This is a genomic window from Pseudomonas sp. (genome assembly GCF_051660785.1).
GTDB lineage: Bacteria > Pseudomonadota > Gammaproteobacteria > Pseudomonadales > Pseudomonadaceae > Aquipseudomonas.
In genome coordinates this window covers 1-25,116 of record NZ_JBOFQE010000094.1, presented here as the reverse complement: position 1 = coordinate 25,116, position 25,116 = coordinate 1, and the positions used below count along the sequence as shown (strand labels likewise).

Genomic DNA, 25,116 nt, shown 5'->3' with positions numbered 1-25,116 from the left:
CTCTGGTGGGCATTGATTTTGTGTTGCCTATGCGGGCCTCATCGCCAGCAGGCTGGCTCCCACATTTGGAATGCATTCCCCTGTGGGAGCCAGCCTGCTGGCGATGGCCGAAGGCCTCGATCTCAGCGTTTCACTGCCGTCGGCCTGTTCAACTCAGCCCGCTTGCTCAGCAAATCAAACACCGCCGGATACGCCGGCCGTTCGACATACCGCCCGGCCCCACGCTCCGCCCGCAGATCACCGTCCGCCCACACCACACGGCCCTGGCTCACGGTATGGCTCGGTACACCGCGCACGGTCTTGCCTTCGAAGATGTTGAAGTCGACCTGCTGGTGGTGAGTTTTAGCCGAAATGGTGCGCGTCCCTTCCGGATCCCACAGCACCAGGTCCGCATCCGCGCCCACGCGAATCGCCCCTTTACGCGGGTACAGGTTGAAGATCTTCGCGGTGTTGGTGGAGGTCAGCGCGACGAAGTGCTGCATCGACAAACGCCCGGTGTTCACCCCTTCATCCCAGAGCACGGCCATGCGGTCTTCGATACCGGCGGTGCCGTTGGGGATCTTGCTGAAATCATCGCGGCCGGCGGCTTTCTGCTCGGCGCAGAAGCAGCAATGGTCGGTGGCGGTGGTGTGCAGATTGCCGGATTGCAGACCGTGCCAAAGCGCTTCCTGATGGCCGCGAGGACGGAAGGGCGGGCTCATCACATAACCGGCGGCAGTCTGCCAGTCCGGGTGTTGATAGACGCTGTCGTCCAGCAGCAAATGCCCGGCCAGCACTTCGCCGTAGACTTGCTGGCCCTTGCTGCGGGCATAGGTGATTTCGTCCAGCGCTTCCTTGGTCGAGACATGCACCAGGTACAGCGGCGTGCCCAGGGTTTCGGCAATGCGGATGGCCCGGCTCGCGGCTTCGCCTTCCACTTGAGAAGGCCGCGACAGCGGATGGGCTTCAGGGCCGGTCATGCCCTGAGCCATTAACTTGCGTTGCAGGTGATAGACCAGTTCGCCGTTTTCCGCGTGTACCGTCGGCACTGCGCCCAATTCCAGGCAACGCTCGAAACTAGCCACCAGGGTGTCATCGGCCGCCATGATCGCGTTCTTGTACGCCATGAAATGCTTGAAGCTGTTGACCCCGTGCTGGCTGACCAGCTCCGCCATGTCCTCGCGAACCTGTTCGCTCCACCAGGTAATGGCGACGTGGAAACCGTAATCCGACGCCGACTTCTCAGCCCAGCCGCGCCATTGATGAAAAGCTTCCATCAAAGATTGCTGCGGATTGGGAATCACGAAATCGATGATCGACGTGGTGCCACCGGCAAGGCCTGCCGCCGTGCCACTGAAAAAGTCTTCACTGGCGACGGTGCCCATGAACGGTAGTTGCATATGAGTGTGCGGGTCGATGCCGCCGGGCATCAGGTATTGGCCACTGCCGTCTAGCACTTCGGCGCCGGCCGGAACATCAAGATTTTCGCCGATGGCTTTAATCACGCCGTCGGCGCAATAGACGTCGGCGCGATAACTTTCATCATGGGTAATAACGGTGGCGCCACGGATCAACAGAGACATTCCGAGTTCCTCGCAGGCAATGACCGACTTATGTCGGTTCTAAATGTTTTATATGAAGCCGACGCAAACAGGTGTATTCCTGTCAACGCTGTCAGGAATAGAAGCTAGTCTGAGTTTATGGAATGAGCAAGAATATTTTTTATATGCTTATGACTGTTTTAACACATTGAAAATTAACGATTAAAACTGAAAATCACCAAAATGGTGTGGCCTCGAACCATTTTGACGCACTTGACAGGTTCTAAAAATGAACGAGATTTCTTATGTGAAATCAGCTGCTTGAGGATCGTCTATGGTTGATGCGCAACTTTGAAAAAAAGACGTATGCACCAGATTGAGCCCTGACTGTTCGGACAACTTGCCAGGCATTCGGCCTGAGTGAACAGGCAAGTCACCGAGGACTTATCCGGACTGTATATAAAAACTGATAAACATCAGTTGGTTGCGAAGTTTTTGTGGAACTGCCCGATGCGCAGACGGAGTGCCCGGCACGTTTATTGATGCCGCCAGCCCCTGATGAGCAAAAAATAATTCAAAGAACAGTGGAGCGGCCATGCAACAGATCAGATCGCAAGTGACCGAGCGCGACGGCTTGTTCGAGCTCGAAGCCGGCAGCGACGTCCTCGACAGTCCCCGTTACAACCACGACATGGCACCGACCAAGGTGCGCGAACGAACCTGGAACAAATGGCACATCACCGCGTTGTGGGTTGGCATGGCGATCTGCGTGCCGACCTACACCCTCGGCGGTGTGCTCACCGCCTATTTCGGCCTCAGCGTCGGCGAAGCGCTGCTGGCGATTCTGTTCGCCAACATCATCGTGCTGATCCCGCTGACCCTCAACGCCTTTCCCGGCACCAAGTACGGCATTCCGTTTCCGGTGTTGCTGCGTTCGTCCTTCGGCATCCTCGGCTCCAACGTTCCGTGCCTGATCCGGGCGCTGGTGGCGTGTGGCTGGTTCGGCATTCAGACGATGTTCGGCGGGCTGGCCATTCACTTGTTCCTCGGCTCGGTGTTCGATGGCTGGAAAGCCCTCGGCGGGACCGGTGAAGTGATCGGCTTCATGGTGTTCTGGGCCTTGAACCTGTGGGTGGTGATTCGCGGCGCGGACTCGATCAAATGGCTCGAAACCCTTTCCGCGCCTTTATTGGTACTGGTGGGCGTGGGGCTGCTGGTCTGGGCCATGCCGAACGTATCAATGACCGAATTGATGGCGATCCCGCCCAAGCGTCCGGAAGGGGCCAGTGTGGTCAGTTACTTTGCCGCCGGGCTGACCGCCATGGTCGGGTTCTGGGCCACGTTGTCGCTCAATATTCCGGACTTCAGCCGTTATGCAAAAAGCCAGAAGGACCAGATCGTCGGGCAGATCATCGGCTTGCCCCTGACCATGTTCCTGTTCGCCTCGCTGGGTGTGGTGATGACCGCCGCCTCGGTCAAACTGGTGGGCGTCACTGTCTCCGATCCGGTCACCCTGATCGGCCACATCCAGAGCCCGGTCTGGGTCGCATTGGCCATGGCGCTGATCATCATCGCCACGCTGTCGACCAACACCGCGGCCAACATCGTGTCGCCGACCAACGACTTCCAGAACGTCGCGCCCAAACTCATCAACCGCACCACAGCGGTGTTGCTCACCGGCCTGGTCGGTCTGGCGTTGATGGCCCACGAGCTGTTGAAGAAGCTTGGATTGATCGTCTCGGATTTAAGCCTGGAGACGGTGTATTCCAACTGGTTGCTGGGTTATTCGAGCCTGTTGGGCCCGATCGCCGGGATCATGGTGGTGGACTATTTCCTGATCAAGAAACAGCAACTGGACCTGGCCGGGTTGTACCGCGATGACGTGTACCCGGCGTGGAACTGGTTCGGGTTTATCGCGTTTGGCGTGCCGGTGGCGTTGACGCTGCTGTCGTTGGGCAGCGATGCGTTCAGCTGGTTCTACAGCTATGGCTGGTTTACCGGCTCGGCGTTGGGTGGGTTGATTTATTACGGGCTGTGTTCGATGCGGCCTGACCCGTCTGTTGCGAAATCTGCGGTGTGAATACTGGCGCCATCGCGAGCAGGCTCGCTCCCACATTTGGAATGCATTCCCCTGTGGGAGCGAGCCTGCTCGCGATGACGGCCTTGGAAACACCAAGAAAATGCCTGAAGAAATCCATAAGAACTGCCTGAGGAGATCACCATGAACGCTGCTGTAGACGTTCTGCAGTCCACCCATCAGCACATCAACCGCGACCGCCTGTGGGAGTCGCTCATGGAACTCGCCAAGCTTGGCGCCACGGTCAAGGGCGGCGTGTGCCGCCTGGCCTTGACCGATCTGGATCGCCAGGCCCGTGACATCTTCGTCAACTGGTGCGAAGAGGCCGGTTGCACCGTCAGCGTCGACGCCGTCGGCAACATCTTCGCCCGCCGCCCCGGACGCAATCCGGACTTGCCTCCCGTCATGACCGGCAGCCACATCGACACTCAACCCACCGGCGGCAAGTTCGATGGCTGCTTCGGCGTGCTGGCCGGCGTCGAAGTACTGCGCACCCTCAATGACCTCGGCGTGGAAACCGAAGCGCCGCTGGAAGTGGTGGTCTGGACCAACGAAGAAGGCTCGCGTTTCGCCCCGTGCATGATGGGCTCCGGCGTGTTCGCGGAAAAATTCACCCTCGAAGAAACCCTGGCCAAAGTCGATGCCGATGGCGTCACCGTGGGCGAAGCGCTGAATGCCATCGGCTATGCCGGCCCGCGCAAGGTCAGCGGCCACGCCGTCGGTGCCTATTTCGAGGCGCACATCGAGCAAGGCCCGATCCTCGAAGACGAACACAAAACCATCGGCGTCGTCATGGGCGCCCTCGGCCAGAAATGGTTCGACTTGAAACTGCGCGGCGTCGAGGCCCACGCCGGCCCGACGCCGATGCACCTGCGCAAGGACGCCCTGGTTGGCGCCGCGGTGATCGTCGGTGCCGTCAACCGCGCCGCCCTCGGCCATCAACCTCATGCCTGCGGCACCGTCGGTTGCCTGCAAGCCTATCCCGGCTCACGCAATGTCATCCCCGGCGAAGTGCGCATGACCCTGGACTTCCGTCATCTGGAACCGGCGCGCCTGGATTCGATGATCGCCGAAGTCCGCGAAGTCATCGAAACCACCTGCGAGGAACACGGCCTGACCTTCGAACTCACGCCCACCGCCGACTTTCCGCCGCTGTATTTCGACAAGGGTTGCGTTGAAGCGGTACGCGGCGCCGCCCAGGGTCTGGGGCTGTCACACATGGACATCGTCAGCGGAGCAGGGCACGACGCGATCTTCCTCGCCGAGCTTGGCCCGGCCGGAATGATCTTCGTGCCCTGCGAAGGCGGCATCAGCCACAACGAAATCGAAAACGCCGCGCCGGATGATCTGGCAGCCGGGTGTGCGGTGTTGTTGCGGGCGATGCTGGCGGCGTCGGCGGCGATTGCCAGCGGTCAGTTGGCAGCCTGAAACCGGTGACGTGCGCTGAAACTTTCAGCGCCCGTCACAAACCCGATGCCTCAATCGTCATGCTTCACACCGCCCGTAGCAGCTGTCGAGCCTGCGAGGCTGCGTTCGGCGACGAAGTCGTCGCTCGATCAGGCACAGCGGCGTATCAGGCAGACCCAGCATTCAGGATTTACGACGACTGCGTCGCCGAACGCAGCCTCGCAGGCTCGCAGGCTCGACAGCTGCTACACGTATCCAGCGGTTACACCTGCTTCGCACTATCCCAACCCCCTGCGGTCGTAATCTTCACAGGGCGGCGCGTAACTGCGCCGCTGCACCGTTGGAGATGCAATGAGCCAGGACGTCCTGACCACCGAAACCAATCGCCGTCAGTTGCAGCAGATCATCGCCGGTTTGTCCGATGGGGTGATTTTGCTGGAGCTTGATCAGACCATCCTGTGGGCTAATGAGGCCGCGCTGGCCATGCACGGTGTCACTCGGATCGGCGAGTTGGGTGTAAATGTCCAGGCGTACGCCAAGCGCTTTAACTTGCGCTATCGCAATAATCACCCGGTGCCGCCGGACAACTACCCGATCAGCCGCGTCGCCAAGGGTGAGACGTTCAGCGATGTGCTGGTTGAGGTCACGCCGGTCGACGACGAAGAACGCATGTGGGTCCACAACGTGCGCAGTCTGGTGCTGACCGACAGTGCTGGCGAGCCTGAGTCACTGGTGCTGATCATGGACGACGTCACCGAGTGGGCGAGCGCCGAGCAGCGTTTCGAAAGGACCTTCAACGCCAACCCTGCGCCCGCAGTGATCTGTCGTCTCAGTGACTTGCGTTACATCAAGGTCAATTCGGGTTTTCTGGAAATGACCGGCTACACCCGCGATCAAGTGATCGGGGTATCGACCTATGAGCTGGACATCCTTGAGGGGGCCGAAAAAAAAGACCTGGCGATCGAGCGCCTGCGCGAGCACGACACGATCCCGCAGATGCAGGCAGAGCTGAAAATGGCTGACGGCGGCAGCAAGCAGGTGATCGTCGCCGGTCAACCGCTGGAGTTCAATGAGGAAGACTGCATGCTGTTTTCCTTCGTCGACATGGAACCACGGCGCAAGGCCGAAACCGCTCTACGCCAGAGCGAAGAGCGCTTTGCCAAGGCGTTTCGCCTGATGCCGGTGCCGACCCTGATCTGCAATGCACAGGATCAGGTGGTGATCGACGTCAACGAAGCCTTCCTGGATACCCTCGGGTATCCCAGTGAAGAAGTGCTCGGCAAGACCGTCGCCGAAATCGATTTTATCGAGGAAAAAGTCGCGCGCAGCCGACTGTTTGCGGCGCTGGAGAAGGCCGCAAGCCTGGACCGCATCGATGTCCGGATCCGCAAGAAAGACACGGCGCTGATCGACTGCGCGGTGTCGGCCGACACCGTTAACATCCAAGACAATCCCTGCTATCTGTTGGTGTTGATGGATATCACCGAACGTAAACGCACAGAGCTTGAGTTGGTGGCGGCGATCGAGGAGGTGATGAAAGATGCCTCCTGGTTCAGCCGAACGCTCATTGAGAAACTGGCCAATGTGAAGAGCGTCAACTCGCCGCAGTTGCCTAGTGTGTCTTTCACTGACCTGACCGCCCGCGAGCGCGATGTGCTGGGCCTGATCTGCGAAGGCCTGGCGGACAAGGAAATCGCAGCACGCCTGAAACTGGCACCCAATACTGTGCGCAACCATGTGTCGACCGTGTATTCCAAGCTGGATGTGCACAGTCGCAGCGAGGCGATTGTGTGGGCGCGGGAGCGCGGTTTGTTCTCCAGCGAGTGGCGGCCGAAGGGGCAGAGCTAAGGTGCAAATGCACTAGGCCGGCCAGTGCAAATGGATGTTCTGGCGGACGGTGGCAATTCCTAATCTGTGAGGGTGCGACACGGGTCTTTTGCCGGTGTCGTGTCCTCTACGAAACAGCTTAAGGAACAGCCGCATGCTTCACCCATTCCACACCGTTTCAGTCGACGGGGTTGCCAGCCAGCCCATTGGTGAGTCGCGATGATTCATTTGGCGCAATTGCGCGCGCAACTGGAGCAGCAGTTTTCTCCACGGGCTTGTGAATGCAGTGTCTCGGGTGACAACTCGGTCACAGTGAAGCTCTATCACCCCGTGTCGGGACAGGTAGATCTGGTGGTCAGCGGGCTGAATGTCACGAACCTCAGAACTCCCGAAGCGGTGGAGGCGCTGGTTGAAGAACTGCGATATGAGCTGGAAAGCAACAGCTTGCATCGACCCGATCCTGTTTTGTAGGAGCTGTCGTTTTTCCGGGTTGAAACGGAGCAAAGTGCCTTGTTTGCTGGCATTGGCGGCTGGCTAGACTATAAGAAATGCGAGGGTATTATTTTCTGTGACCAATCCGCGGCTTCGCGGTAGGTGTGTCGGGTCGCGGAAAGTGTCGATTACTTATCGCGGGACAGCCTATGAACAGTCTTGGGAAATGTGTTTTTTCGCCATTGTCGCTCGCCTTCTGCGTAGCGATTATCAGTGGGTGCGCCAGTCCGCCGCCTCCGCCGCCTGCCGCACCACCTCCTGTTCCCCAGCGCACCTGCGAAACCTCTGAGCAAACCGAAGTGATGGGCGACGCCAGGGTGACGGAGGAAGTGACGCGGGAGACGACGCTGACCCGTTGCGTTACGCAGTAAGCCAAGGCGACTGCATCGTTACCGTCGTCGTGTCGAATGGCGCAACGGCCCGGCACCATTACAGGTGCCGGGAGCCGTGTGCGTCTGCACCTCAGACTTCCTCGATCCGGACCCAGCGTGACTCGTTTGCCGCCACGCGGATGGCCGTCGCCAGACGCTCGACTTCCCACGCTTGCTCAAAGTCAGTGCCACCCTGGGAAAGGCCGGCCAGCGCCATCACCAGGTCATGCACCTCCAGGGTCTTGAGTTCGTTGTATCCCAGCTGATGACCCGCCGCCGGACTGAACGCCGCGTAACCCGGCAGGTTCGGCCCGGCGAGCAAACGCTGGAAACCGTCCTGGCCGGTGCGATACAGCCGCAGCTCGTTCAAGCGTTCCTGGTCGAACGCCAGCGTGCCTTCAGTGCCGCTGATCTCGAAGCTCAGGTGATTCTTGTAACCTTGCTTGAGCCAACTGCTGCTGAACGTACCGCGCGCGCCGTTGGCAAACCGCAGCAGCGCGTGGACTTGATCGTCGACCGCAATGTGCAGTTGTTCCTGGCTGCCCACCGTGGCGGAACGCTGCCGGTGGACGGTCTGAGTGTCGGCACATACGGATTCGACATCACCCACCAGATAGCGCGCCATCGCCAGCAAATGACTGCCCAGATCCGCCAGCGCACCGCCCGCGTGATCGGCATCGCAACGCCATGACCACGGTGACGCAGGATCGGCCATGAAGTCTTCGCTGAACTCACCCTGAAAACTGATGATCTGCCCCAGCTTGCCACTGTCGATCAGCTCCCGGGCCAGCCCGATCATCGGGTTGTGCTGATAGTTGTAACCCACCCGCGTCACCACGCCCGCAGCCTTGGCGGCCTGGCGCATGGCAGTGGCTTGCTGCAGATTCACCGCCAAAGGCTTCTCGCAATACACCGGTTTGCCAGCGGCGAGGGCGGCCATGGCCATGGGGTAGTGGAGGTGATTGGGGGTGGTGATGGCGATCAGATTGACCTTCGGGTCATCGATAAGCTGTTGCCAGTCAGTGTGCGCTGTTTCGAAGCCCCAGGCATCGGCACATTGCCGCGCGCGCTGCGGATCGGCATCGGCGAGGGCGGCGAGTTTGAGCTTCAGCGGGAGCTCGAACACCGCGCTGACGTTGCGAAAGGCCAGGGCGTGGGCGCGGCCCATGAAACCTGTGCCGATAAGTCCGATACCGAGTTCTCGCATAGCAGGGGGCCTTTTGGAATTGTGGTTTTGGTATGGCTATTTATGGAATAAAAATTCCCCTTGCGCAATAAGTAGAAAAAATATTCATTGTTTTGATGATTCGAACCATCGGCAAAATGGCTACAGCGACATAGGCCATTGCCTACAAATAAGCAGGAATTCACTGGCTTGAGCCTCCTGGCATGTGCCTATATCGTTTCTGGTGTGCAAATCAGCGACAAAGCGCCGGCTTTGATGACGGGACATACACCGCAGACTATATTGGCCACTAACTAATCAAATTTGAGCGATGCTACGACGCTCGAATAGAGGTGGCCATGTCGAAGGATTTCGAGAAAACAATCTGTCTTTTCGTTGAGGGTGACCGTCTCGAAGCGAAGGCTGTGCGTGATTCTGCCGGATTTCAGCACGGAGGCATCATTCGGCTATCAAGCGGGAAAATTGTTAGCGGTCGGGCCAGTGCTGCCAAAATAAACCCCGATAAGACATACGGACTTATCGCTGCCGCCGTTGCAAAAAGTGGATCAGGAGTAACGCTCGATATGGACAGTGAAGGACTCAAAACCTCAGCGGAGGGCAGCTGGATTATGGTCGGTTCAAACGGAACCAGGATATCGGCCGCCACATGCGCCTCGGTACGTATCGATGAATATGCAACTGAGATGCTCAAGGATCCGCACAAGGTTCGTGAGTTTTTCAAACGTGTGAACGGGGAAGCCAAGGCTCGCTGATGTATTGCATTTCTCCTTCCTTCGTCCTCGGTTTTCATGGGTGTGAGCGCGACATTGGAGAGCGTGTGCTGGCGGGTGAGGAGACGCTTCTTGATAGCACCAATGATTATGATTGGCTCGGCCGCGGCGCCTACTTTTGGGAAAACAACCCACAACGCGCACTCAGTTTTGCGACTAACGCACAAAAGCGGCGTTCAATAAAAAATCCGTTTGTGATTGGGGCTGTGATTGATTTGGGCCGTTGCCTGGATTTCACAAGCGAAAGTGCATTACGCGAGATCCGCCAGACTTATCTCTGGCTTGAAGCAGCCTCAAAAGAAGAGGGCGGTCAGCCCCTGAAGAAAAATAAGCCCTATCTACGTCGTCTCGATTGTCAGGTCATCGATGCGTTACATACTTTCCGGGAGCTTACCGAAGCACCTGCGTACGATTCTGTTCGTTCACCCTTCTGGGAGGGAGAATGTCTTTATCCCGGCACGGATTTTATGCATGAAACGCATGTTCAGCTGGCGATCCGTAACGTGAAGAGTATCAAAGGCTATTTTAGAGTTCTTGATTTGACCGGGAAGCCAGTTGAGTTCGTGCGTGATCAGTAGTTTCTGAAATCAGCCCTGAATTAACTCGCAAGACGCTTCAGGTTGGCGTGAACAAAAAAGGCAGCCCCAAGGCTGCCTTTTGTTCATCCGCAGAACTGAATCAGGACAGGAACCCGCCATCTACGTTCAACGAAACACCGGTGGTGTAGCTCGACGCATCGCTGGCGAGATACAGCACCGCACCGGCCATCTCGCTCGGATCCGCCACGCGCTTGAGCGGAATCTGCTGCAACGCGGTGTTCAGGATCGCCTCGTTCTTCACCAGTGCCGAGGCGAATTTGGTGTCAGTGAGGCCAGGCAGCAGGGCATTGCAGCGGATATTGAACTGCGCGCATTCCTTGGCGAATACCTTGGTCATGTTGATCACGGCGGCCTTGGTCACCGAGTAGATGCCCTGGAAGATGCCTGGCGAGATGCCATTGATCGACGCGACATTGATGATGCTGCCGCCGCCGTTTTCGCGCATCAGTTTGCCGGCTTCGACCGACATGAAGAAGTAGCCGCGGATGTTGACGTCGACGGTTTTCTGGAAGGCGCTGAGGTCGGTGTCCAGCACGTTGCAGAACTGTGGGTTGGTCGCGGCGTTGTTGACCAGGATGTCCAGGCGTCCGAACTGTTCCTTGATGCCGGCGAAGACCTGGCTGATCTGTTCCATTTCACCGATGTGGCAAGCGACGGCGGTGGCTTTGCCGCCGGCGGCGATGATCGCATCCGCCACGTGTTGGCAGCCGTCGAGCTTGCGGCTCGAGACGATGACGTGGGCGCCTTGCTGGGCCAGGAGTTTGGCGATGGCCTCACCGATGCCGCGGCTGGCGCCGGAGACGAATGCGATTTTGCCGTCGAGGTCGAACAACTGAGTCTTGGACATGGGATTCTCTTATAAAAAGTATTGTTATTGGGGCCATGGGTGCAATCAGCGCCGCGATCAGAGCGTAGATTTCTGGATGACTTGCAGGCTCATCTGCTCCAGCAGCTTGTTCATATGAATGAACTGCGCGAAGCGTTTGTCCTGGGTCTGCCCGTGGAAGAAGCGGTAGTAGATCTGCTGCACGATGCCGGCCAGGCGGAACAGGCCATAGGTGTAGTAGAAGTCGAAATTGTCGATCTGGATGCCCGAGCGCTCGGCGTAATAATCGACGAATTCGCGGCGGGTGAGCATGCCCGGGGCGTGGCTCGGTTGACGACGCATCAGTTGCACCGGCGCGGGGTCAGCGGCTTCGATCCAGTAGGCGAGGGTGTTGCCGAGGTCCATCAGCGGGTCGCCGAGGGTGGTGAGTTCCCAGTCCAGCACGCCGATGATTTGCATCGGGTTGTTGGGGTCCAGGATCACGTTGTCGAAGCGGTAGTCGTTGTGGACGATGCTGGAGGTCGGGTGATCGGCCGGCATCTTGTCGTTGAGCCAGGCCTTGACCGCTTCCCACTTCGGCGCGTCCGGGGTCAGGGCTTTTTCGTAGCGATCGCTCCAGCCCTTGATCTGCCGTGCCACATAGCCTTCGGGCTTGCCGAGGTCGCCCAGGCCATAAGCCTTGTAGTCGACCCGATGCAGTTCAACGAACTTGTCGATGAAGCTTTTGCACAGGGCTTCGGTTTGCGCTGAATCCAGGCCAAGTTCCGGCGGCAGTTCGGAGCGCAGGATGATCCCGTTGACCCGTTCCATCACATAGAACTCGGCGCCGATCACCGATTCGTCGGTGCAGTGCACATAGGCTTTGGGGCAATACGGAAAACCGTCGCGCAGCTGATTGAGGATGCGAAATTCGCGGCCCATGTCGTGTGCGGACTTGGCCTTGTGGCCAAACGGCGGCCGACGCAGGACGAACTCTTGCTCCGGGTATTCCAGCAGGTAGGTCAGGTTCGACGCGCCGCCGGGAAACTGGCTGATCACAGGCAAGCCATTCAAGCCCGGAATGTGGGCCTTGAGGTACGGATCGATCAGGCTGGCATCGAGTTCTTCGCCGGTACGGATACGGGTGGACTGGTCAGTAAGCGCCATGCTTATCCCTTCTGCTTATTTTGGAGGCCAGACATCATTGGCTAATCTAATGGTGCGCCGGAGTCGCCACAAGCGCGGCACGGTCTTATAGGTTAGCGTGTTGCAGGATAATCAGCGTTCCTGATGCGCGCGAACCAGCAGTGTGGACTGTGGCTCAAGGGGAGAGGGTGCTTCCAGAAAGGAGGTGTGAAATGGGCTGTGCGCAAGGCAGACGCAGATGCTCATCCTCGGACATTGCTACTGGATGTCCAGGCCTCATCGCGAGCAGGCCTTCAGGCTTACTCTGGGGGCGACCGGCGCCCCGGCTCTGGACGCTATTCTGTTCAGCGTCCTTTAGTTAACGAGCGAGTACGGCGGTGGCCGGCGCGGGTAACTCAATGGGCGTCAATACCGGCTGCCCAGTGAAGAACGCCACCAGGTTTTTCCCCACCAGTTCAACGGTGCCTTGGGTCGCTTCCGGGGACAACCCCGCGACATGCGGCGTCAGGATCACGTTGGTCAGAGCCTTGAGAGCATCTGGCACATGAGGCTCGGCATCGAATACATCCAGTGCGGCACCGGCAATGCGTCGTTGTTCAAGCGCGCTGACCAGGTCGGTGGTGGAAATCACCGAGGCTCGGGCGATGTTCACGACAAAGCCGTTGGGACCCAAGGCGTCGAGCACCTGTTTGTTGATCAGGTGTTTGGTGCCCAGGCCACCGGGCGTGGCGACGACCAGAAAGTCCGAGGCGCGTGCCAGTTCAGTCGGTGTCGAGCAGAAGGTATAAGGGACGTCGCTGCGGTGCTGGCGGTTGTGGTAGCACACGCTCATGTCGAAGCCAGCGGAGGCGCGTTTGGCGATGGCGATGCCGACCGCGCCCAGGCCGAGAATCCCCAGGCGCTTGCCGGCCAGGGAAGGGCGCATGATCTTCGGCCACTCGCCACGGCGTACGGCGGCGTCACAGCGGGGAATGTCGCGGACCAGTGCCAGCAGCATCGCCATGGCATGGTCGGCGACTGACGAGGCATTGACGCCGGCACCATTGGTGACGGTGATGTCGCGGTCGGCGGCGGCTTGCAGGTCGACGTGCTCGTAACCGGCGCCGATCACGCAGATGATTTTGAGATTGGGCAGTGAGGCGATTTCGTCGGCGTACAGACCCAACGGGCCGCGGGTCAATACCGCATCGATTTGAGCACCGTGCCGTGTGATGGCTTCGGCGCGCTCGGCAGGCGTCGGGGCCAGAATCAGGTGAAATCCCTGATGTTCGAGAATCGGCAGGTAGTCATTGATGGTTTCAACCAGTACCAGAACGGTTGCAGGCATGCTGGGCTCCTGTGGAATTGAATGTCGGATCTCGAATGTTGCTTCAGAGTGCTGATTTCAGAGGAGTTTAGCAATGCCGGAGGAATGCACACGCTGTTGATCAGATTGTTTTACCTTGTGATGTCAGAAACTGCCGGGCGGCGTCGAGAATCTCATCGGATAACCCGTCCCCTCGGGTCGCACGGGCGAGGGTCAGGGCGCCAACCATCAACGAATAATCCACCAGGGCTTGTTTGCGATTGGCTTCGGGGTGATCGGCACCCATCAAGGGTATTAGTATCTGCAGCAAGGCTTCCAGCCCTTGGGTGTAGGTCTGGTGCAAACCGCTTTCGGCGGTTTCATGACACATGTCCCCGGCAAACGCAGTCACCGGACAGCTTTCGCCTGGATTGTCGCGATTGGCCGCCGACAGGTAGGGCGCGATGATGCTCGTGCGAGCGGAGAGGCTGTCGTCGGTGGTGTCGATTTTTTGTTTCCAGCGTTCCATCGACTGAGTGAACGCCCGGGTACAAGCCTCTTTCGCCAGCGCTTCCTTCGACTCGAAATGACCGTAGAACCCGCCATGGGTGAGGCCGGCCGCGCCCATCACATCGACGACGCTGATCCCGTGCAGGCCGCGCTCGCGAAACAGCCGCGTGGCGGCTTCGACGATAATCTCGCGGTTGAGTTCGGCTTGTTTGCGGGAGACTCGAGGCATGCTGGCTCTCAGGTGTAGAGGGTTATAGATGACCGGCATCATAGGGAACTGTCGGTGTTCTGTCAGTTCGTCACTTTCACCGCACCTTTGGCTTTCGTGGCAGGGTTTTTATTTCCCGATTGCAGCACGTAGACGCCGCCGAGGATCAGCAGCATCGCGAGCAGGTCGAGACTCTTGATCGGCTCGCCGACCAGCAACGTGCCGATCAGCAAGGCAATCACCGGCGGAACATAGGTGACGCCCGAAGCGGCGAGGGCGCCCAGTCGTTGCACGATGAAGTAATAAAGGATGTAGGCGACACCGGTTCCGGCCAGCCCCAGGCCCAATATCACGCCCACCAGCGCCACCGGGTCCAGCGAGATACGCGCCATGCCGTGCATGTCGGTAACGAGCGTGATGAGCACCAAGGCGAAACCGATCTGATAGGTCGACAGCGCCAGTGGCGACAAACCCAGTGGTGTGATGAAGCGTCGAGCGTAGACAAACGAGCAGCCGACACTCAGCGAGCCGGCGATCATGTACAGCACGCCGCTGACATCGACACCGGCGGCCAGGCTGTTCCAGGGGCGTGCAATCAGAATCACCCCGACAAAACCAAGGAAAATGCCGAAAGCCGTGCGGGAATTAAGCGGCTCGGCGCGCAGGAAAAGCCACGCAGTGATGAAGGAAAACAGCGGAATCGCACCGCTGAGCATCCCGGCCACGCTGGACAGCAATAACGAGGTGCCTTTGGCGAAGGCGTAGTAGTAGACCACCGTCGCCAGCAGCGCCATCACCAGAAAATGATGGCTGTAGCGCAGGTGCGACCAACTCAGGCTTCGACGCGCGAGGGCAAATGCCAGGATCGGCAAGAACCCGAATAACACGCGCAAGAACACAATTTGGGTGGGAGTAATCCATTCGGCCGCCCACTTCATGAAGATGAAGTTGGTGCCCCAGATCAGGCCGAGCAGAGCGAACGCGATATACGCGGCCTGTCTCATGAGATGTCCTCCCCGGACCTTGTAAAACGCCCAGCGTGGTGACCATCAGCTGGCGTATTGAGCGATGCCATTGCCGAATGACCAGTTCTCGGGCTTGCCTTCCACCAGATTGATGAAGACATCTTCCAGGCGAATAGCCAGTTCAGCGTTGAGGCTTTCGGCGATGGTTTTGTAGAGCAGTTTTTTCTGCTCGAGGGTGCGGCCTTCCCGCAGGGTGATCTGGATGATCACCAGATTGTCCGTGCGATTGATGCCCATATAAACGGGGTCAAAAATGAAGTGGTTCTCGTCGTGTTCGGCGAGGATCTGGAAGTTGTCGTTCTCGGGGACGCCTATGGTGGCGTGCATGGCAGTGTAGATCAGTTTGCCGATGCGCTTGGCGAAGGTCGGGTCCTGGTTCTTTTTAATGTCGACGCGAACGAGTGGCATGGAAGGTCTCCGCAGAAGAAGGCTGCCGGTCAGCAGCAGGCTCGAAAGTACCTGACGCTACTCTTTTGTTAAATAGATTTTTCAAAACATCTATTTAATGCGAGGGTCGGAGAATCTGATCCGCACAACCATTCCTCAGCTAAGTCTTTGCTTCTGTTCATTAATCCCGGACAATCGCGCCCCTGTTTCGGCCAGGGCGCTGCCCGTCGGATTTTTCGACTCGTCCTGACCGGGTAGCAAATGACCGGAATGCGGAGATCCCACCGGATGAATGATCAGGCCAATAGCGTCGACGAACGCTATGTAGCGGCGACACCAGCGACTCTCACAAGCTGGAATCGCCATGACACCACCTGGATGCTGGGCCTGTTTGGCACGGCAATCGGAGCCGGTACCCTGTTTTTGCCGATCAACGCGGGCCTGGGCGGCTTCTGGCCGTTGCTGATTCTCGCGGTGCTGGCGTTCCCCATGACTTTTTATGCGCACCGTGGCCTGACCCGCTTTGTGTTGTCCGGACGCGAAGGCGCGGACATCACCGAAGTGGTTGAAGAACACTTCGGCATCAAGGCCGGTGCGCTGATCACTTTGCTGTACTTCTTCGCGATCTTCCCGATCCTGCTGATCTACAGCGTGGCCCTGACCAATACCGTGGGCAGTTTCCTCGAGCATCAACTGCACATCATGCCGCCACCGCGCGCCGTGCTGTCGTTGGTGCTGATCCTCGGCTTGCTGGCCGTGGTGCGCTGCGGCGAGCAGGTGATCGTCAAGGCCATGAGCCTGATGGTGTATCCGTTCATTGTGGCGCTGCTGTTCCTCGCTGTGTTTCTGATTCCGCACTGGAACGGCGGCATCCTGGCCACGGCGTCGACCCTGCCTGAACCGTCCGCGCTGCTGCACACGCTGTGGCTGGCGATTCCGGTGATGGTGTTCTCGTTCAACCACTCGCCGATCATCTCGGCGTTTGCGGTGGACCAGAAGCGTCGTTACGGCGAACACGCCGAAGAACGCAGCTCGCAAATCCTGTCCCGCGCCCACGCCTTGATGGTGGTGATGGTGCTGTTCTTCGTCTTCAGTTGCGTGCTGACCCTGTCTCCAGCGCAACTGGCCGAAGCCAAGGCACAAAACCTGTCGATCCTGTCGTACCTGGCCAACCACTTCAGCAACCCGACCATCGCCTTCGCGGCGCCGTTGATTGCTTTTGTGGCTATATCCAAGTCGTTCCTGGGGCACTACATCGGCGCCAGCGAGGGCCTCAAAGGCCTGATCGTGAAAAGTGGCAAACGCCCGGCACCGAAGACCCTGGACCGCATGACGGCCGCGTTCATGCTGGTGGTGTGCTGGATTGTCGCGACCCTGAACCCGAGCATCCTCGGCATGATCGAAACCCTTGGCGGCCCGGTTATCGCGGCCATCCTGTTCCTGATGCCGATGTATGCAATCCGCAAGGTTCCGGCGATGGCGCGTTTTCGTGGTCAAGCCTCTAACGTCTTCGTGACGGCGGTGGGCCTGGTGGCGATAACGGCGTTGATCTATTCCCTGACGGCCTGATAGATCTTTTGCGGCCATGAGTCCGCTATCGCGAGCAGACTCGCTCCCACAAGGACCGCGCAGAACCTGTGGGAGCGAGCCTGCTCGCGATGGGAGCGACTCGGTCCTCAAGTCAGCCGAGCAGTGAGCCGCCCCATTTGTTCAGGCATAAAAAAAACGCCGCTCATCTCACGATGGGCGGCGTTTTTTATTGCGTTGCAGCGTTAGGCTTGAACGACCGGGATGTTGGCGTTCGCAGCAGCTTCACGGAACTCGGCGATCTGGTCGAAGGACAAGTAGCGGTAGACATCGGCCGCCATGCTGTCGATCTTGCCAGCGTATTCCATGTACTCCTCGACGGTCGGCAGGCGACCCAGGATGGAAGCAACGGACGCCAGCTCGGCCGAAGCCAGGTAGACGTTCGCGCCGTCACCCAGACGGTTCGGGAAGTTACGGGTCGACGTCGACACCACAGTCGAGTTCGGCTCTACACGTGCCTGGTTACCCATGCACAGCGAGCAACCCGGCATTTCCATGCGAGCGCCGGCCTTGCCGTAGATGCCGTAGTAGCCTTCTTCGGTCAGCTGGTGAGCGTCCATTTTGGTCGGCGGCGACAGCCACAGACGGGTTGGAAGCTGGCCCTTGACCTGATCCAGCAGTTTACCGGCAGCGCGGAAGTGACCGATGTTGGTCATGCACGAACCGATGAACACTTCGTCAATCTTCTCGCCAGCAACGCTGGACAGCAGACGGGCGTCGTCCGGATCGTTCGGCGCGCAGAGCACAGGCTCCTTGATGTCGGCCAGGTCGATTTCGATGATTTCAGCGTATTCGGCGTCAGCATCGGCAACCATCAGCTCAGGGTTGGCAACCCAGGCTTCCATCGCTTGAGCGCGACGTTCCAGGGTACGTGCATCGCCGTAGCCTTCGCCGATCATCCAGCGCAGCAGGGTGATGTTGGAGTTCAGGTACTCGGTGATCGAATCTTTCGACAGCTTGATCGTGCAACCGGCAGCGGAACGTTCAGCCGAGGCGTCGGACAGCTCGAAAGCCTGCTCGATGCTCAGGTCGTCCAGGCCTTCGATTTCCAGGATGCGGCCGGAGAATGCGTTCTTCTTGCCTTTCTTCTCAACGGTCAACAGGCCAGCCTGAATCGCGAAGTAAGGAATGGCGTGAACCAGGTCACGCAGGGTGACGCCCGGTTGCATCTTGCCTTTGAAGCGCACCAGGATCGATTCCGGCATGTCCAGCGGCATAACGCCGGTGGCTGCGGCGAACGCTACCAGACCGGAACCGGCCGGGAACGAAATGCCCATCGGGAAACGGGTGTGCGAGTCACCACCGGTACCGACGGTGTCCGGCAGCAGCATGCGGTTCAGCCAGCTGTGGATGATGCCGTCGCCCGGACGCAGGGAAACGCCGCCGCGGGTCATGATGAAGTCTGGCAGGGTGTGGTGGGTGGTCACGTCGATCGGCTTTGGGTAAGCCGCGGTGTGGCAGAAGGACTGCATCACCAGATCGGTCGAGAAGCCCAGGCACGCCAGGTCTTTCAGTTCGTCACGGGTCATCGGACCGGTGGTGTCCTGAGAACCCACGGTGGTCATTTTCGGTTCGCAGTAAGTACCTGGACGAACACCTTTGCCTTCTGGCAGACCGCACGCCTTGCCGACCATTTTCTGTGCCAGGGTGTAGCCCTTGCCAGTGTCGACAGGTGCTTCAGGCAGTTTGAACAGATCGGTAGGGCCCAGGCCCAGTTCGGCACGGGCCTTGTCGGTCAGGCCACGGCCGATGATCAGCGGGATACGGCCGCCGGCGCGCACTTCGTCCAACAGCACCGGGGTCTTCATTTCGAAGGTGGTCAGGACTTCGTCGGTGCCGTGTTTGCAGACTTTGCCAGCATGCGGGTACAGGTCGATCACGTCGCCCATGTTCATGTTGGTCACGTCGAATTCGATTGGCAGTGCGCCGGCATCTTCCATGGTGTTGTAGAAGATCGGAGCGATCTTGCTGCCGAAGCAGAAACCGCCGGCACGCTTGTTCGGCACGTAAGGAACGTCGTCGCCGAAGAACCACAGCACCGAGTTGGTGGCGGATTTACGCGAAGAACCGGTACCGACCACGTCACCGACGTAGGCGATAGGGAAACCTTGACCGCGCATTTCTTCGATCTGCTTCATCGGACCGGTGACGCCCTGGACGTCAGGCACGATGCCTTCACGGGCCATTTTCAGCATGGCGAGGGCGTGCAGCGGGATGTCCGGGCGGGACCAGGCGTCCGGAGCAGGGGACAGGTCGTCGGTGTTGGTTTCGCCGGTGACCTTGAACACGCGCAGGCTGATCTTGTCGGCCAGGACAGGGCGGTTTTTGAACCACTCGCCGTCAGCCCAGGATTGCAGCACGCCTTTAGCGTGAACGTTACCGTTCTTGGCTTTTTCAGCGACGTCGTGGAACGCATCGAACATCAGCAGGGTGTGCTTGAGTTGAGCGGCAGCGACAGGGGCCAGTTCGGCGCTGTCGAGCAGGTCAACCAGGGTCACGATGTTGTAGCCGCCCTGCATGGTGCCGAGCAGTTCAACAGCGCGCTTCTTGTCGATCAGAGGGGAGGTTGCTTCGCCTTTGGCGAGGGCGGAGAGGAAACCGGCCTTTACATAGGCTGCTTCGTCCACACCCGGTGGAATGCGATTGGTGATCAGGTCAACGAGGAAAGCTTCTTCGCCAGCCGGGGGATTCTTCAGCAGCTCGACCAGGCCTGCAGTTTGTTCGGCGTTTAGCGGCTGGGGAACGATACCCAGTGCTGCGCGCTCTTCGATATGTTTGCGGTAGGCTTCAAGCACAGTTATTACCCTCATCAGTGGTCCCAAATGGGTGTCCGGGACGCTCATCCCGAAATTGCCGTACTCATGCGCTGCGTGGCGTTGTGGGCCACTTAGCCAGAATTACCGACAATTCCTTACAGAAGCTGCTTTCAAAGTTTTACGCCTGCAGAACGGGGAGCTGATGAGGGTTGGCGTTGGGCTTTTCCCCGCTGGAAAAACCCATCGCCAACACCGCTCTGAAGGAACGACTGTGCTCGTGACGCTTTGAAAACAGCTTCTAACGGACATTGGCGCCTTAAAAAGGCTGGCTGATTCTACGGCAAAAAAAAATTAAAGGTAAGTCGGGGGCTATTGGACTTTGGTGGCGAGCCGCGTTGCCGGGCGAACGTGTGCGCGGCAAGGCGCGGAGCCCCGTCGCGGTCTTCACCTAAGCCCGACAGACGCTGAGCCCCTGCATTTTGAGGGGTGATGAATGCCGGACAAAGGGCTAACATGCCGGCCTGTCCTGCTTTCCCGTGTTTTGCCTACCTATGCCCAATCAGACCATCAAGACTCCCTGCGTCGGCCTCTGCTCCACCGTTTACGGTGATCTGGTGTGCCGTGGCTGCAAGCGTTTCCACCATGAAGTGATCAACTGGAATGGTTACAACGAGGAGGAAAAGCGCGCGGTGTGGCTGCGTCTTGAGCAGCTGTTGTCCCAGGTGATGGCCAGCAAGCTCGAAGTGTTTGATCCCCAGCGCCTGCGCTTGCAGCTGGAACAGCGCAAAATCCGCTTTGTGCCGCATCAGTCCGAGTATTGCTGGGCTTATCAGCTGATCGCCCGGGGGGCGCGGGTGATCAACAACCTGGAAGCCTACGGGATGGTGCTGATGCCGGAGTTTCGCGACTGGAACCTGCCGGAATTGCGCGATGCCATTGATCGGGAATTCTTTTTGCTGTCGGAGGCGCATTACCAGCGCTACATCGCCCCGGGGTTCCTGAGAGACGCCTTCGGCGGTTGAGCACATAACGTGTGGCGAGGGGATTTATCGAAACGTCGCACCGCCCCGTTCGGCGACGCAGTCGCCGCAAAACCGGCGCACGCGGTATGTCTCATTCATCTGGGTCGCCTGATCTTGGGGTCGCTTCGCAACCCAACGGGGATAAATCCCCTCGCCACAGATCTCAATGCTTGCCGGCAATCTCCTCCAGATGATCCTCAATCTCCTGCGGCTTGAGCACCAGCACATCGCTTTCCACTGCATCCAGTACGACTTCTGCCGTATTCCCGATCAACGTCCCGGACAACCCGCTGCGCGCCACCGTGCCAATCACCGTCACCGATGCGCCCAATTTGTGGACCATGTACGGAATCAACACATCCGCCGGACCTTCGGCGATATGCAGGTGCTCATCGTCAATGTCGAACTCGGCCTGAAACGCCTTGCACTGTTCGCGATAGCGCGCCTCGATGGTTTCGCTGAGCTGCAACGTCGGGTCGGCCGCCGACAGCATCGGTGACGGGTGGGCGCTGACCACGTGCAGATGAGCCTTGGCCAGGCTGGCGATGTCGTAACCGTGATCGATGATGGTGTTGTGCAGGTGGCGGTGTTCGATATCGGTATTACCGACATCGATCGCCGCCAGAATCACGCCACCCGTCCAGGGCTTTGAGGTTTTGACCAGCAGCACCGGGGTCGGGCAGTGGCGCAGCAATTTCCAGTCCCCAGGGGTCAGCAGTGCTTTTTTTAGCGAACTGTCGGGAAAGTGCTGTTTGACCACCAGCCCGCAACCTTCCGCCTGCTGCACATCGACGATGGTTTCGTGCAGGCTTTCGTTCCAGGCCTGCTCGGTGGTGACGCTATAGCCGTCCTCGATCAGGGCCGCCTTGAGCACGCCCAACATGCCGCTATGGTCATGCTTGCGATCGCACACCAGCAGATGCAGATGCGCCTGGGTCACGCCAGCAATCAGTTTGGCCCGTTTGAGCGCCAGGCTTTCCGAGTGTTCGGGTTCGATGACCACCAGAATGCTGCGTATGGCTTGCATGATCGGGATCTCCAGGAAGGTAAAAAATACTGCGTTGGACAACTATAGTTCTTCGCCGCGAACCCGGTACTTGATGCATATCAACGGTCGCGGCTGGTGGTCTGGCGGCAGGCCGGTATAATCGGCGCCCTTCGATTTATACCTTTTATTCCGTGAGCCCCATGATCCTTCCCGAAATTCACGAGTTCCTCGGCTGCCGCACCCCCGATGGCTGGGTCCAGGCCGCGCTTGCCGATCAGGAAACCCTGCTGATCGACCACAAGAACTGTGAGTTCAAGGCGGCCAGCACGGCGTTGAGCCTGATCGCCAAGTATCACTCCCATGTCGACCTGATCAACCTGATGTCGCGCCTGGCCCGGGAAGAGCTGGTGCACCACGAGCAGGTCATGCGCCTGATGAAAAAGCGCAAGGTCGAGCTGCGTCAGCTGTCCGCCGGGCGTTACGCCTCGGGCCTGCGCAAAGTGGTGCGCAGCCACGAGCCGGTCAAACTGGTGGACACGCTGGTGGTTGGCGCGTTTATCGAGGCCCGCAGCTGCGAGCGTTTTGAGGCATTGGTGCCGCATCTGGACGAAGAACTGGGCAAGTTCTATTTCGGCTTGCTGAAAAGCGAAGCGCGGCATTTCCAGGGTTACCTGAAACTGGCTTATCAGTACGGTGACGCGAAGGATATTGCCCAGGTGATCGACAAGGTTCGCGCTGCCGAGCAGGAATTGATTGAATCACCGGACGTAGAGTTCCGTTTCCACAGCGGTGTTCCGGTAGCGGCGTGAAGATCAACAGAACGCAGCCTCGTTTTACTCGACAGCTGCTACATAGAACTGGGTATCCCCTGTAGCAGCTGTCGAGTGAAACGAGGCTGCGTCTTCTACGTCTGAATTGTTAAAAACTCTTAAGAGTATGAAACATCGCCCAAAACCGGCCCGTGTGGCCGGTTTTTGCTGCCCGTCATCACCGTCCCGTCACCGATTGGCGCCATAATGCCGGCCACTTCACACAAGGGGCAGCAGACGGTCGTTATGGACAACCTGGGTTTTGGCAAAGTATTGCTGGTGGAAGACGACGAGAAGCTCGCCGGGCTGATCGCGCATTTCCTGTCCCAACACGGTTTTGAGGTCCGGCAGGTGCACCGTGGCGACCTCGCGTTGGCTGCGTTCCTCGAATTCAAACCGAAAATTGTCGTGCTCGACCTGATGTTGCCGGGACAGAGCGGCCTGCACGTGTGCCGCGAGATCCGCAGCGTGTCGGACACGCCGATCGTCATTCTCACGGCCAAGGAAGATGATCTCGATCACATCCTCGGCCTGGAATCGGGCGCCGACGACTACGTGATCAAACCGATCAAACCGCCGGTGCTGCTGGCCCGCCTGCGTGCCTTGCAACGGCGCCAAGCGCCGGACAGCAGCGTGTGCAGCGCTCTGGAATTCGGCAGCTTGAGCATCGACCGCAGCTGTCGCGAGGTTCGGCTGGCAGGTGAGGTCATCGAAATGACCACCATGGAATTCGAACTGCTGTGGTTGCTGGCCAGCGCCGCCGGCAAGATCCTGTCCCGCGACGACATTCTCAACCGCATGCGCGGTATCGCCTTCGACGGCCTCAACCGCAGTGTTGACGTCTACATCAGCAAGTTGCGCGGCAAGCTCAAGGACAACCCACGCGAACCGGTGTGCATCAAGACCATCTGGGGCAAGGGTTACCTGTTCAATCCGTTTGCTTGGGAGCTGTAAATGCTGCGGTTATTTCTTGGGCTGTTTCTGGTCATGACGGTTGGCCTGGTGCTGGGCCTGCAAACGGTCGAGCGCACGTTCGACGCGCTGCTCGACGGTCAGATGCAGAGCTACAACCGTGAGGCCGTGCGTGGCCAGGCCTGGACGCTGTCCGAGCAGTTGCGCGATCTGGACGGCTCGGACCGGGAGCGCCAACTGGAGGCAGTGCGCCCGCACTATGGTTTGGGCCTGACCCTGGTCGAGAAAAATCAACTGTCCCTGACTGAGCAGGAGAAAGCCGAGTTGGACCAGGGGCTGCTGGTGATTCGCGACAAGTACACGCAGTTCATCTCGCGCATCGACGACGGTTCTCAGTTGCTCAGCATCAAGCTGCCGGCCGAGCCCAGCCTGATGCCGTTCTACATAGCCGCGGCGTACCTGATGATCGCGGTGATGATCGGTTTCGTGTTGATGTTCTGGGTCCGGCCGCATTGGCGCGACCTGGAGAAGCTGCGCCTGGCGGCCGAGCGTTTTGGCGATAACGACCTGGCGTCGCGGATCCAGCTGTCCAAGCGTTCGAACATTCGTGATTTGTCCGAGCACTTCAACCTGATGGCGGCGCGAATCGAGGGCTTGATCGCCAATCAGCGCGAGCTGACCAACGCGGTGTCCCATGAATTACGCACGCCGATTGCCCGCTTGTCATTCGAACTCGATCAGCTCAAGCAACAACCCGATCCGACCCAGAACCGCGAACTGATTGCCGACATGTACGCCGACCTTGGCGAGCTGGAGGAAATGGTTTCCGAGCTGCTGACCTACGCCAGTCTGGAGCGCGGCGCCACGGTCATCACTCGGGAAAACATTCAGGCGAACAGTTGGCTGGACAGCGTGGTGGGCAGCGTGGCACTGGAGGCGGAGGCCGCCGGGGTGCAGTTGTTGATTGTCGAGTGTCAGGTCGAAGAGGTGCGCATCGAACCGCGTTTCATGGCCCGCGCGGTGATCAATTTGCTGCGCAATGCCATTCGCTATGCCGATGAGCGGGTGGAGGTGTCCTTGGTCCGTACCGGTGATCGCTACGAAGTGCAGGTGAACGATGATGGCCCGGGCGTGCCGGTGAACGGGCGTGAGAAAATCTTCGAACCGTTCTCGCGGCTGGACGCCAGCCGTGATCGCCGCACGGGCGGGTTTGGCTTGGGGTTGGCGTTGGTGCGGCGGGTGTCGCAATCCCATGGCGGGCAAGTGGAAGTGGCGGATTCGCCGTGGGGTGGGGCGTCGTTTCGCATGACGTGGGCGCATCAGGATTGATTGTGTTGCTCTCACTGACGCCATCGCGAGCAGGTCGAATCGTCGCACCGTCACTCCCACATTTGGAGTACATTCCAAATGTGGGAGTGACGGTGCGA

The 25,116-nt window shown here is 59.0% G+C and carries 21 protein-coding genes; 11 read left to right on the top strand and 10 right to left on the bottom strand.

Annotated features, from left to right (window positions below):
- Positions 1–122: 122 nt before the first annotated feature.
- A complete protein-coding gene (gene hydA, locus ACRC4F_RS27225; RefSeq protein ID WP_438662133.1) occupies positions 123–1,562 on the bottom strand; it encodes a dihydropyrimidinase in 1,440 nt (479 codons plus the stop codon).
- Positions 1,563–2,115: 553 nt separating this feature from the next.
- On the opposite strand from hydA, the gene ACRC4F_RS27220 reads away from it, so the two are divergent.
- The 4 genes from ACRC4F_RS27220 to ACRC4F_RS27205 all read left to right on the top strand — a co-directional run bounded on the left by ACRC4F_RS27220 (position 2,116) and on the right by ACRC4F_RS27205 (position 7,302).
- Positions 2,116–3,600 (top strand): NCS1 family nucleobase:cation symporter-1, encoded by a 1,485-nt coding sequence (locus tag ACRC4F_RS27220; RefSeq protein WP_438662132.1) that lies wholly within the window; start codon positions 2,116–2,118, stop codon positions 3,598–3,600.
- Between the two features lie 141 nt (positions 3,601–3,741).
- Complete coding sequence (locus tag ACRC4F_RS27215) at positions 3,742–5,025, top strand: Zn-dependent hydrolase (RefSeq protein ID WP_438662131.1); 1,284 nt, start codon at positions 3,742–3,744, stop codon at positions 5,023–5,025.
- 330 nt (positions 5,026–5,355) lie between these two features.
- Complete coding sequence (locus tag ACRC4F_RS27210; RefSeq protein WP_438662130.1) at positions 5,356–6,852, top strand: PAS domain S-box protein; 1,497 nt, start codon at positions 5,356–5,358, stop codon at positions 6,850–6,852.
- 198 nt (positions 6,853–7,050) lie between these two features.
- Positions 7,051–7,302 carry a DUF1652 domain-containing protein gene (locus ACRC4F_RS27205; protein ID WP_438662129.1) on the top strand — a complete coding sequence of 84 codons (252 nt, stop codon included), beginning with the start codon at positions 7,051–7,053 and terminating at the stop codon, positions 7,300–7,302.
- A gap of 483 nt (positions 7,303–7,785) precedes the next feature.
- Here ACRC4F_RS27205 and ACRC4F_RS27200 read toward each other — a convergent pair whose 3' ends face one another.
- Positions 7,786–8,901 (bottom strand): Gfo/Idh/MocA family protein, encoded by a 1,116-nt coding sequence (locus ACRC4F_RS27200; protein WP_438662128.1) that lies wholly within the window; start codon positions 8,899–8,901, stop codon positions 7,786–7,788.
- A 317-nt stretch (positions 8,902–9,218) separates the two neighbouring features.
- Here ACRC4F_RS27200 and ACRC4F_RS27195 point away from each other — a divergent pair, with 317 nt between their 5' ends.
- Both ACRC4F_RS27195 and ACRC4F_RS27190 read left to right on the top strand, forming a co-directional pair.
- Entirely contained in the window at positions 9,219–9,632 is a 414-nt protein-coding gene (locus ACRC4F_RS27195) for a hypothetical protein (RefSeq protein ID WP_438662127.1), read from the top strand.
- Complete coding sequence (locus ACRC4F_RS27190) at positions 9,632–10,228, top strand: hypothetical protein (protein WP_438662126.1); 597 nt, start codon at positions 9,632–9,634, stop codon at positions 10,226–10,228. Before ACRC4F_RS27195 ends, ACRC4F_RS27190 begins: the two co-directional genes overlap by 1 nt.
- A 100-nt stretch (positions 10,229–10,328) precedes the next feature.
- Here ACRC4F_RS27190 and ACRC4F_RS27185 read toward each other — a convergent pair whose 3' ends face one another.
- The 6 genes from ACRC4F_RS27185 to ACRC4F_RS27160 form a co-directional block, all read right to left on the bottom strand.
- Positions 10,329–11,096, bottom strand: coding sequence for an SDR family oxidoreductase (locus tag ACRC4F_RS27185; RefSeq protein ID WP_438662125.1), 768 nt, complete (start codon positions 11,094–11,096; stop codon positions 10,329–10,331).
- Positions 11,097–11,153: 57 nt separating this feature from the next.
- Positions 11,154–12,221 carry a phosphotransferase family protein gene (locus tag ACRC4F_RS27180; RefSeq protein WP_438662124.1) on the bottom strand — a complete coding sequence of 356 codons (1,068 nt, stop codon included), beginning with the start codon at positions 12,219–12,221 and terminating at the stop codon, positions 11,154–11,156.
- A gap of 337 nt (positions 12,222–12,558) precedes the next feature.
- Positions 12,559–13,527: a 2-hydroxyacid dehydrogenase gene (locus ACRC4F_RS27175; protein ID WP_438662123.1), complete on the bottom strand. Its 969-nt coding sequence runs from the start codon at positions 13,525–13,527 to the stop codon at positions 12,559–12,561.
- Between the two features lie 100 nt (positions 13,528–13,627).
- The gene (locus tag ACRC4F_RS27170) at positions 13,628–14,224 is read right to left on the bottom strand and encodes a TetR/AcrR family transcriptional regulator (RefSeq protein WP_438662122.1); all 597 of its coding nucleotides are present in this window, start codon (positions 14,222–14,224) and stop codon (positions 13,628–13,630) included.
- Between the two features lie 62 nt (positions 14,225–14,286).
- A complete protein-coding gene (locus ACRC4F_RS27165) occupies positions 14,287–15,207 on the bottom strand; it encodes a DMT family transporter (RefSeq protein ID WP_438662121.1) in 921 nt (306 codons plus the stop codon).
- 45 nt (positions 15,208–15,252) lie between these two features.
- Positions 15,253–15,636: a tautomerase family protein gene (locus tag ACRC4F_RS27160; RefSeq protein WP_438662120.1), complete on the bottom strand. Its 384-nt coding sequence runs from the start codon at positions 15,634–15,636 to the stop codon at positions 15,253–15,255.
- 267 nt (positions 15,637–15,903) lie between these two features.
- Between ACRC4F_RS27160 and ACRC4F_RS27155 the strand changes: the two genes are divergently transcribed.
- Entirely contained in the window at positions 15,904–17,184 is a 1,281-nt protein-coding gene (locus ACRC4F_RS27155; RefSeq protein WP_438662119.1) for a serine/threonine transporter, read from the top strand.
- Positions 17,185–17,387: 203 nt separating this feature from the next.
- Here ACRC4F_RS27155 and acnB read toward each other — a convergent pair whose 3' ends face one another.
- Positions 17,388–19,997: a bifunctional aconitate hydratase 2/2-methylisocitrate dehydratase gene (gene acnB, locus ACRC4F_RS27150; protein WP_438662148.1), complete on the bottom strand. Its 2,610-nt coding sequence runs from the start codon at positions 19,995–19,997 to the stop codon at positions 17,388–17,390.
- Positions 19,998–20,509: 512 nt separating this feature from the next.
- On the opposite strand from acnB, the gene ACRC4F_RS27145 reads away from it, so the two are divergent.
- On the top strand, positions 20,510–20,980 hold the full coding sequence (locus ACRC4F_RS27145; RefSeq protein WP_109630366.1) for a DUF1289 domain-containing protein: 471 nt from the start codon (positions 20,510–20,512) through the stop codon (positions 20,978–20,980).
- 163 nt (positions 20,981–21,143) lie between these two features.
- On the opposite strand, the gene ACRC4F_RS27140 is transcribed toward ACRC4F_RS27145, so the two are convergent.
- Positions 21,144–22,007, bottom strand: a complete 864-nt coding sequence (locus ACRC4F_RS27140; protein ID WP_438662118.1) for a universal stress protein — start codon at positions 22,005–22,007, stop codon at positions 21,144–21,146.
- A 161-nt stretch (positions 22,008–22,168) separates the two neighbouring features.
- On the opposite strand from ACRC4F_RS27140, the gene ACRC4F_RS27135 reads away from it, so the two are divergent.
- The 3 genes from ACRC4F_RS27135 (at position 22,169) to ACRC4F_RS27125 (ending at position 25,018) form a co-directional block, all read left to right on the top strand.
- Positions 22,169–22,777, top strand: a complete 609-nt coding sequence (locus ACRC4F_RS27135; RefSeq protein WP_438662117.1) for a tRNA-(ms[2]io[6]A)-hydroxylase — start codon at positions 22,169–22,171, stop codon at positions 22,775–22,777.
- Between the two features lie 246 nt (positions 22,778–23,023).
- Positions 23,024–23,731, top strand: coding sequence for a response regulator (locus tag ACRC4F_RS27130; protein ID WP_438662147.1), 708 nt, complete (start codon positions 23,024–23,026; stop codon positions 23,729–23,731).
- Positions 23,732–25,018: an ATP-binding protein gene (locus ACRC4F_RS27125; protein ID WP_438662116.1), complete on the top strand. Its 1,287-nt coding sequence runs from the start codon at positions 23,732–23,734 to the stop codon at positions 25,016–25,018.
- Positions 25,019–25,116: the final 98 nt, after the last annotated feature.

What these genes read in the sequence shown, in the direction of transcription:
- hydA (WP_438662133.1), bottom strand. Translation starts at nt 1,562, where the DNA reads ATGTCTCTGTTGATCCGTGGCGCCACCGTTATTACCCATGATGAAAGT.
- ACRC4F_RS27220 (WP_438662132.1), top strand. Translation starts at nt 2,116, where the DNA reads ATGCAACAGATCAGATCGCAAGTGACCGAGCGCGACGGCTTGTTCGAG.
- ACRC4F_RS27215 (WP_438662131.1), top strand. Translation starts at nt 3,742, where the DNA reads ATGAACGCTGCTGTAGACGTTCTGCAGTCCACCCATCAGCACATCAAC.
- ACRC4F_RS27210 (WP_438662130.1), top strand. Translation starts at nt 5,356, where the DNA reads ATGAGCCAGGACGTCCTGACCACCGAAACCAATCGCCGTCAGTTGCAG.
- ACRC4F_RS27205 (WP_438662129.1), top strand. Translation starts at nt 7,051, where the DNA reads ATGATTCATTTGGCGCAATTGCGCGCGCAACTGGAGCAGCAGTTTTCT.
- ACRC4F_RS27200 (WP_438662128.1), bottom strand. Translation starts at nt 8,901, where the DNA reads ATGCGAGAACTCGGTATCGGACTTATCGGCACAGGTTTCATGGGCCGC.
- ACRC4F_RS27195 (WP_438662127.1), top strand. Translation starts at nt 9,219, where the DNA reads ATGTCGAAGGATTTCGAGAAAACAATCTGTCTTTTCGTTGAGGGTGAC.
- ACRC4F_RS27190 (WP_438662126.1), top strand. Translation starts at nt 9,632, where the DNA reads ATGTATTGCATTTCTCCTTCCTTCGTCCTCGGTTTTCATGGGTGTGAG.
- ACRC4F_RS27185 (WP_438662125.1), bottom strand. Translation starts at nt 11,096, where the DNA reads ATGTCCAAGACTCAGTTGTTCGACCTCGACGGCAAAATCGCATTCGTC.
- ACRC4F_RS27180 (WP_438662124.1), bottom strand. Translation starts at nt 12,221, where the DNA reads ATGGCGCTTACTGACCAGTCCACCCGTATCCGTACCGGCGAAGAACTC.
- ACRC4F_RS27175 (WP_438662123.1), bottom strand. Translation starts at nt 13,527, where the DNA reads ATGCCTGCAACCGTTCTGGTACTGGTTGAAACCATCAATGACTACCTG.
- ACRC4F_RS27170 (WP_438662122.1), bottom strand. Translation starts at nt 14,224, where the DNA reads ATGCCTCGAGTCTCCCGCAAACAAGCCGAACTCAACCGCGAGATTATC.
- ACRC4F_RS27165 (WP_438662121.1), bottom strand. Translation starts at nt 15,207, where the DNA reads ATGAGACAGGCCGCGTATATCGCGTTCGCTCTGCTCGGCCTGATCTGG.
- ACRC4F_RS27160 (WP_438662120.1), bottom strand. Translation starts at nt 15,636, where the DNA reads ATGCCACTCGTTCGCGTCGACATTAAAAAGAACCAGGACCCGACCTTC.
- ACRC4F_RS27155 (WP_438662119.1), top strand. Translation starts at nt 15,904, where the DNA reads ATGAATGATCAGGCCAATAGCGTCGACGAACGCTATGTAGCGGCGACA.
- ACRC4F_RS27145 (WP_109630366.1), top strand. Translation starts at nt 20,510, where the DNA reads ATGCCCAATCAGACCATCAAGACTCCCTGCGTCGGCCTCTGCTCCACC.
- ACRC4F_RS27140 (WP_438662118.1), bottom strand. Translation starts at nt 22,007, where the DNA reads ATGCAAGCCATACGCAGCATTCTGGTGGTCATCGAACCCGAACACTCG.
- ACRC4F_RS27135 (WP_438662117.1), top strand. Translation starts at nt 22,169, where the DNA reads ATGATCCTTCCCGAAATTCACGAGTTCCTCGGCTGCCGCACCCCCGAT.
- ACRC4F_RS27130 (WP_438662147.1), top strand. Translation starts at nt 23,024, where the DNA reads ATGGACAACCTGGGTTTTGGCAAAGTATTGCTGGTGGAAGACGACGAG.
- ACRC4F_RS27125 (WP_438662116.1), top strand. Translation starts at nt 23,732, where the DNA reads ATGCTGCGGTTATTTCTTGGGCTGTTTCTGGTCATGACGGTTGGCCTG.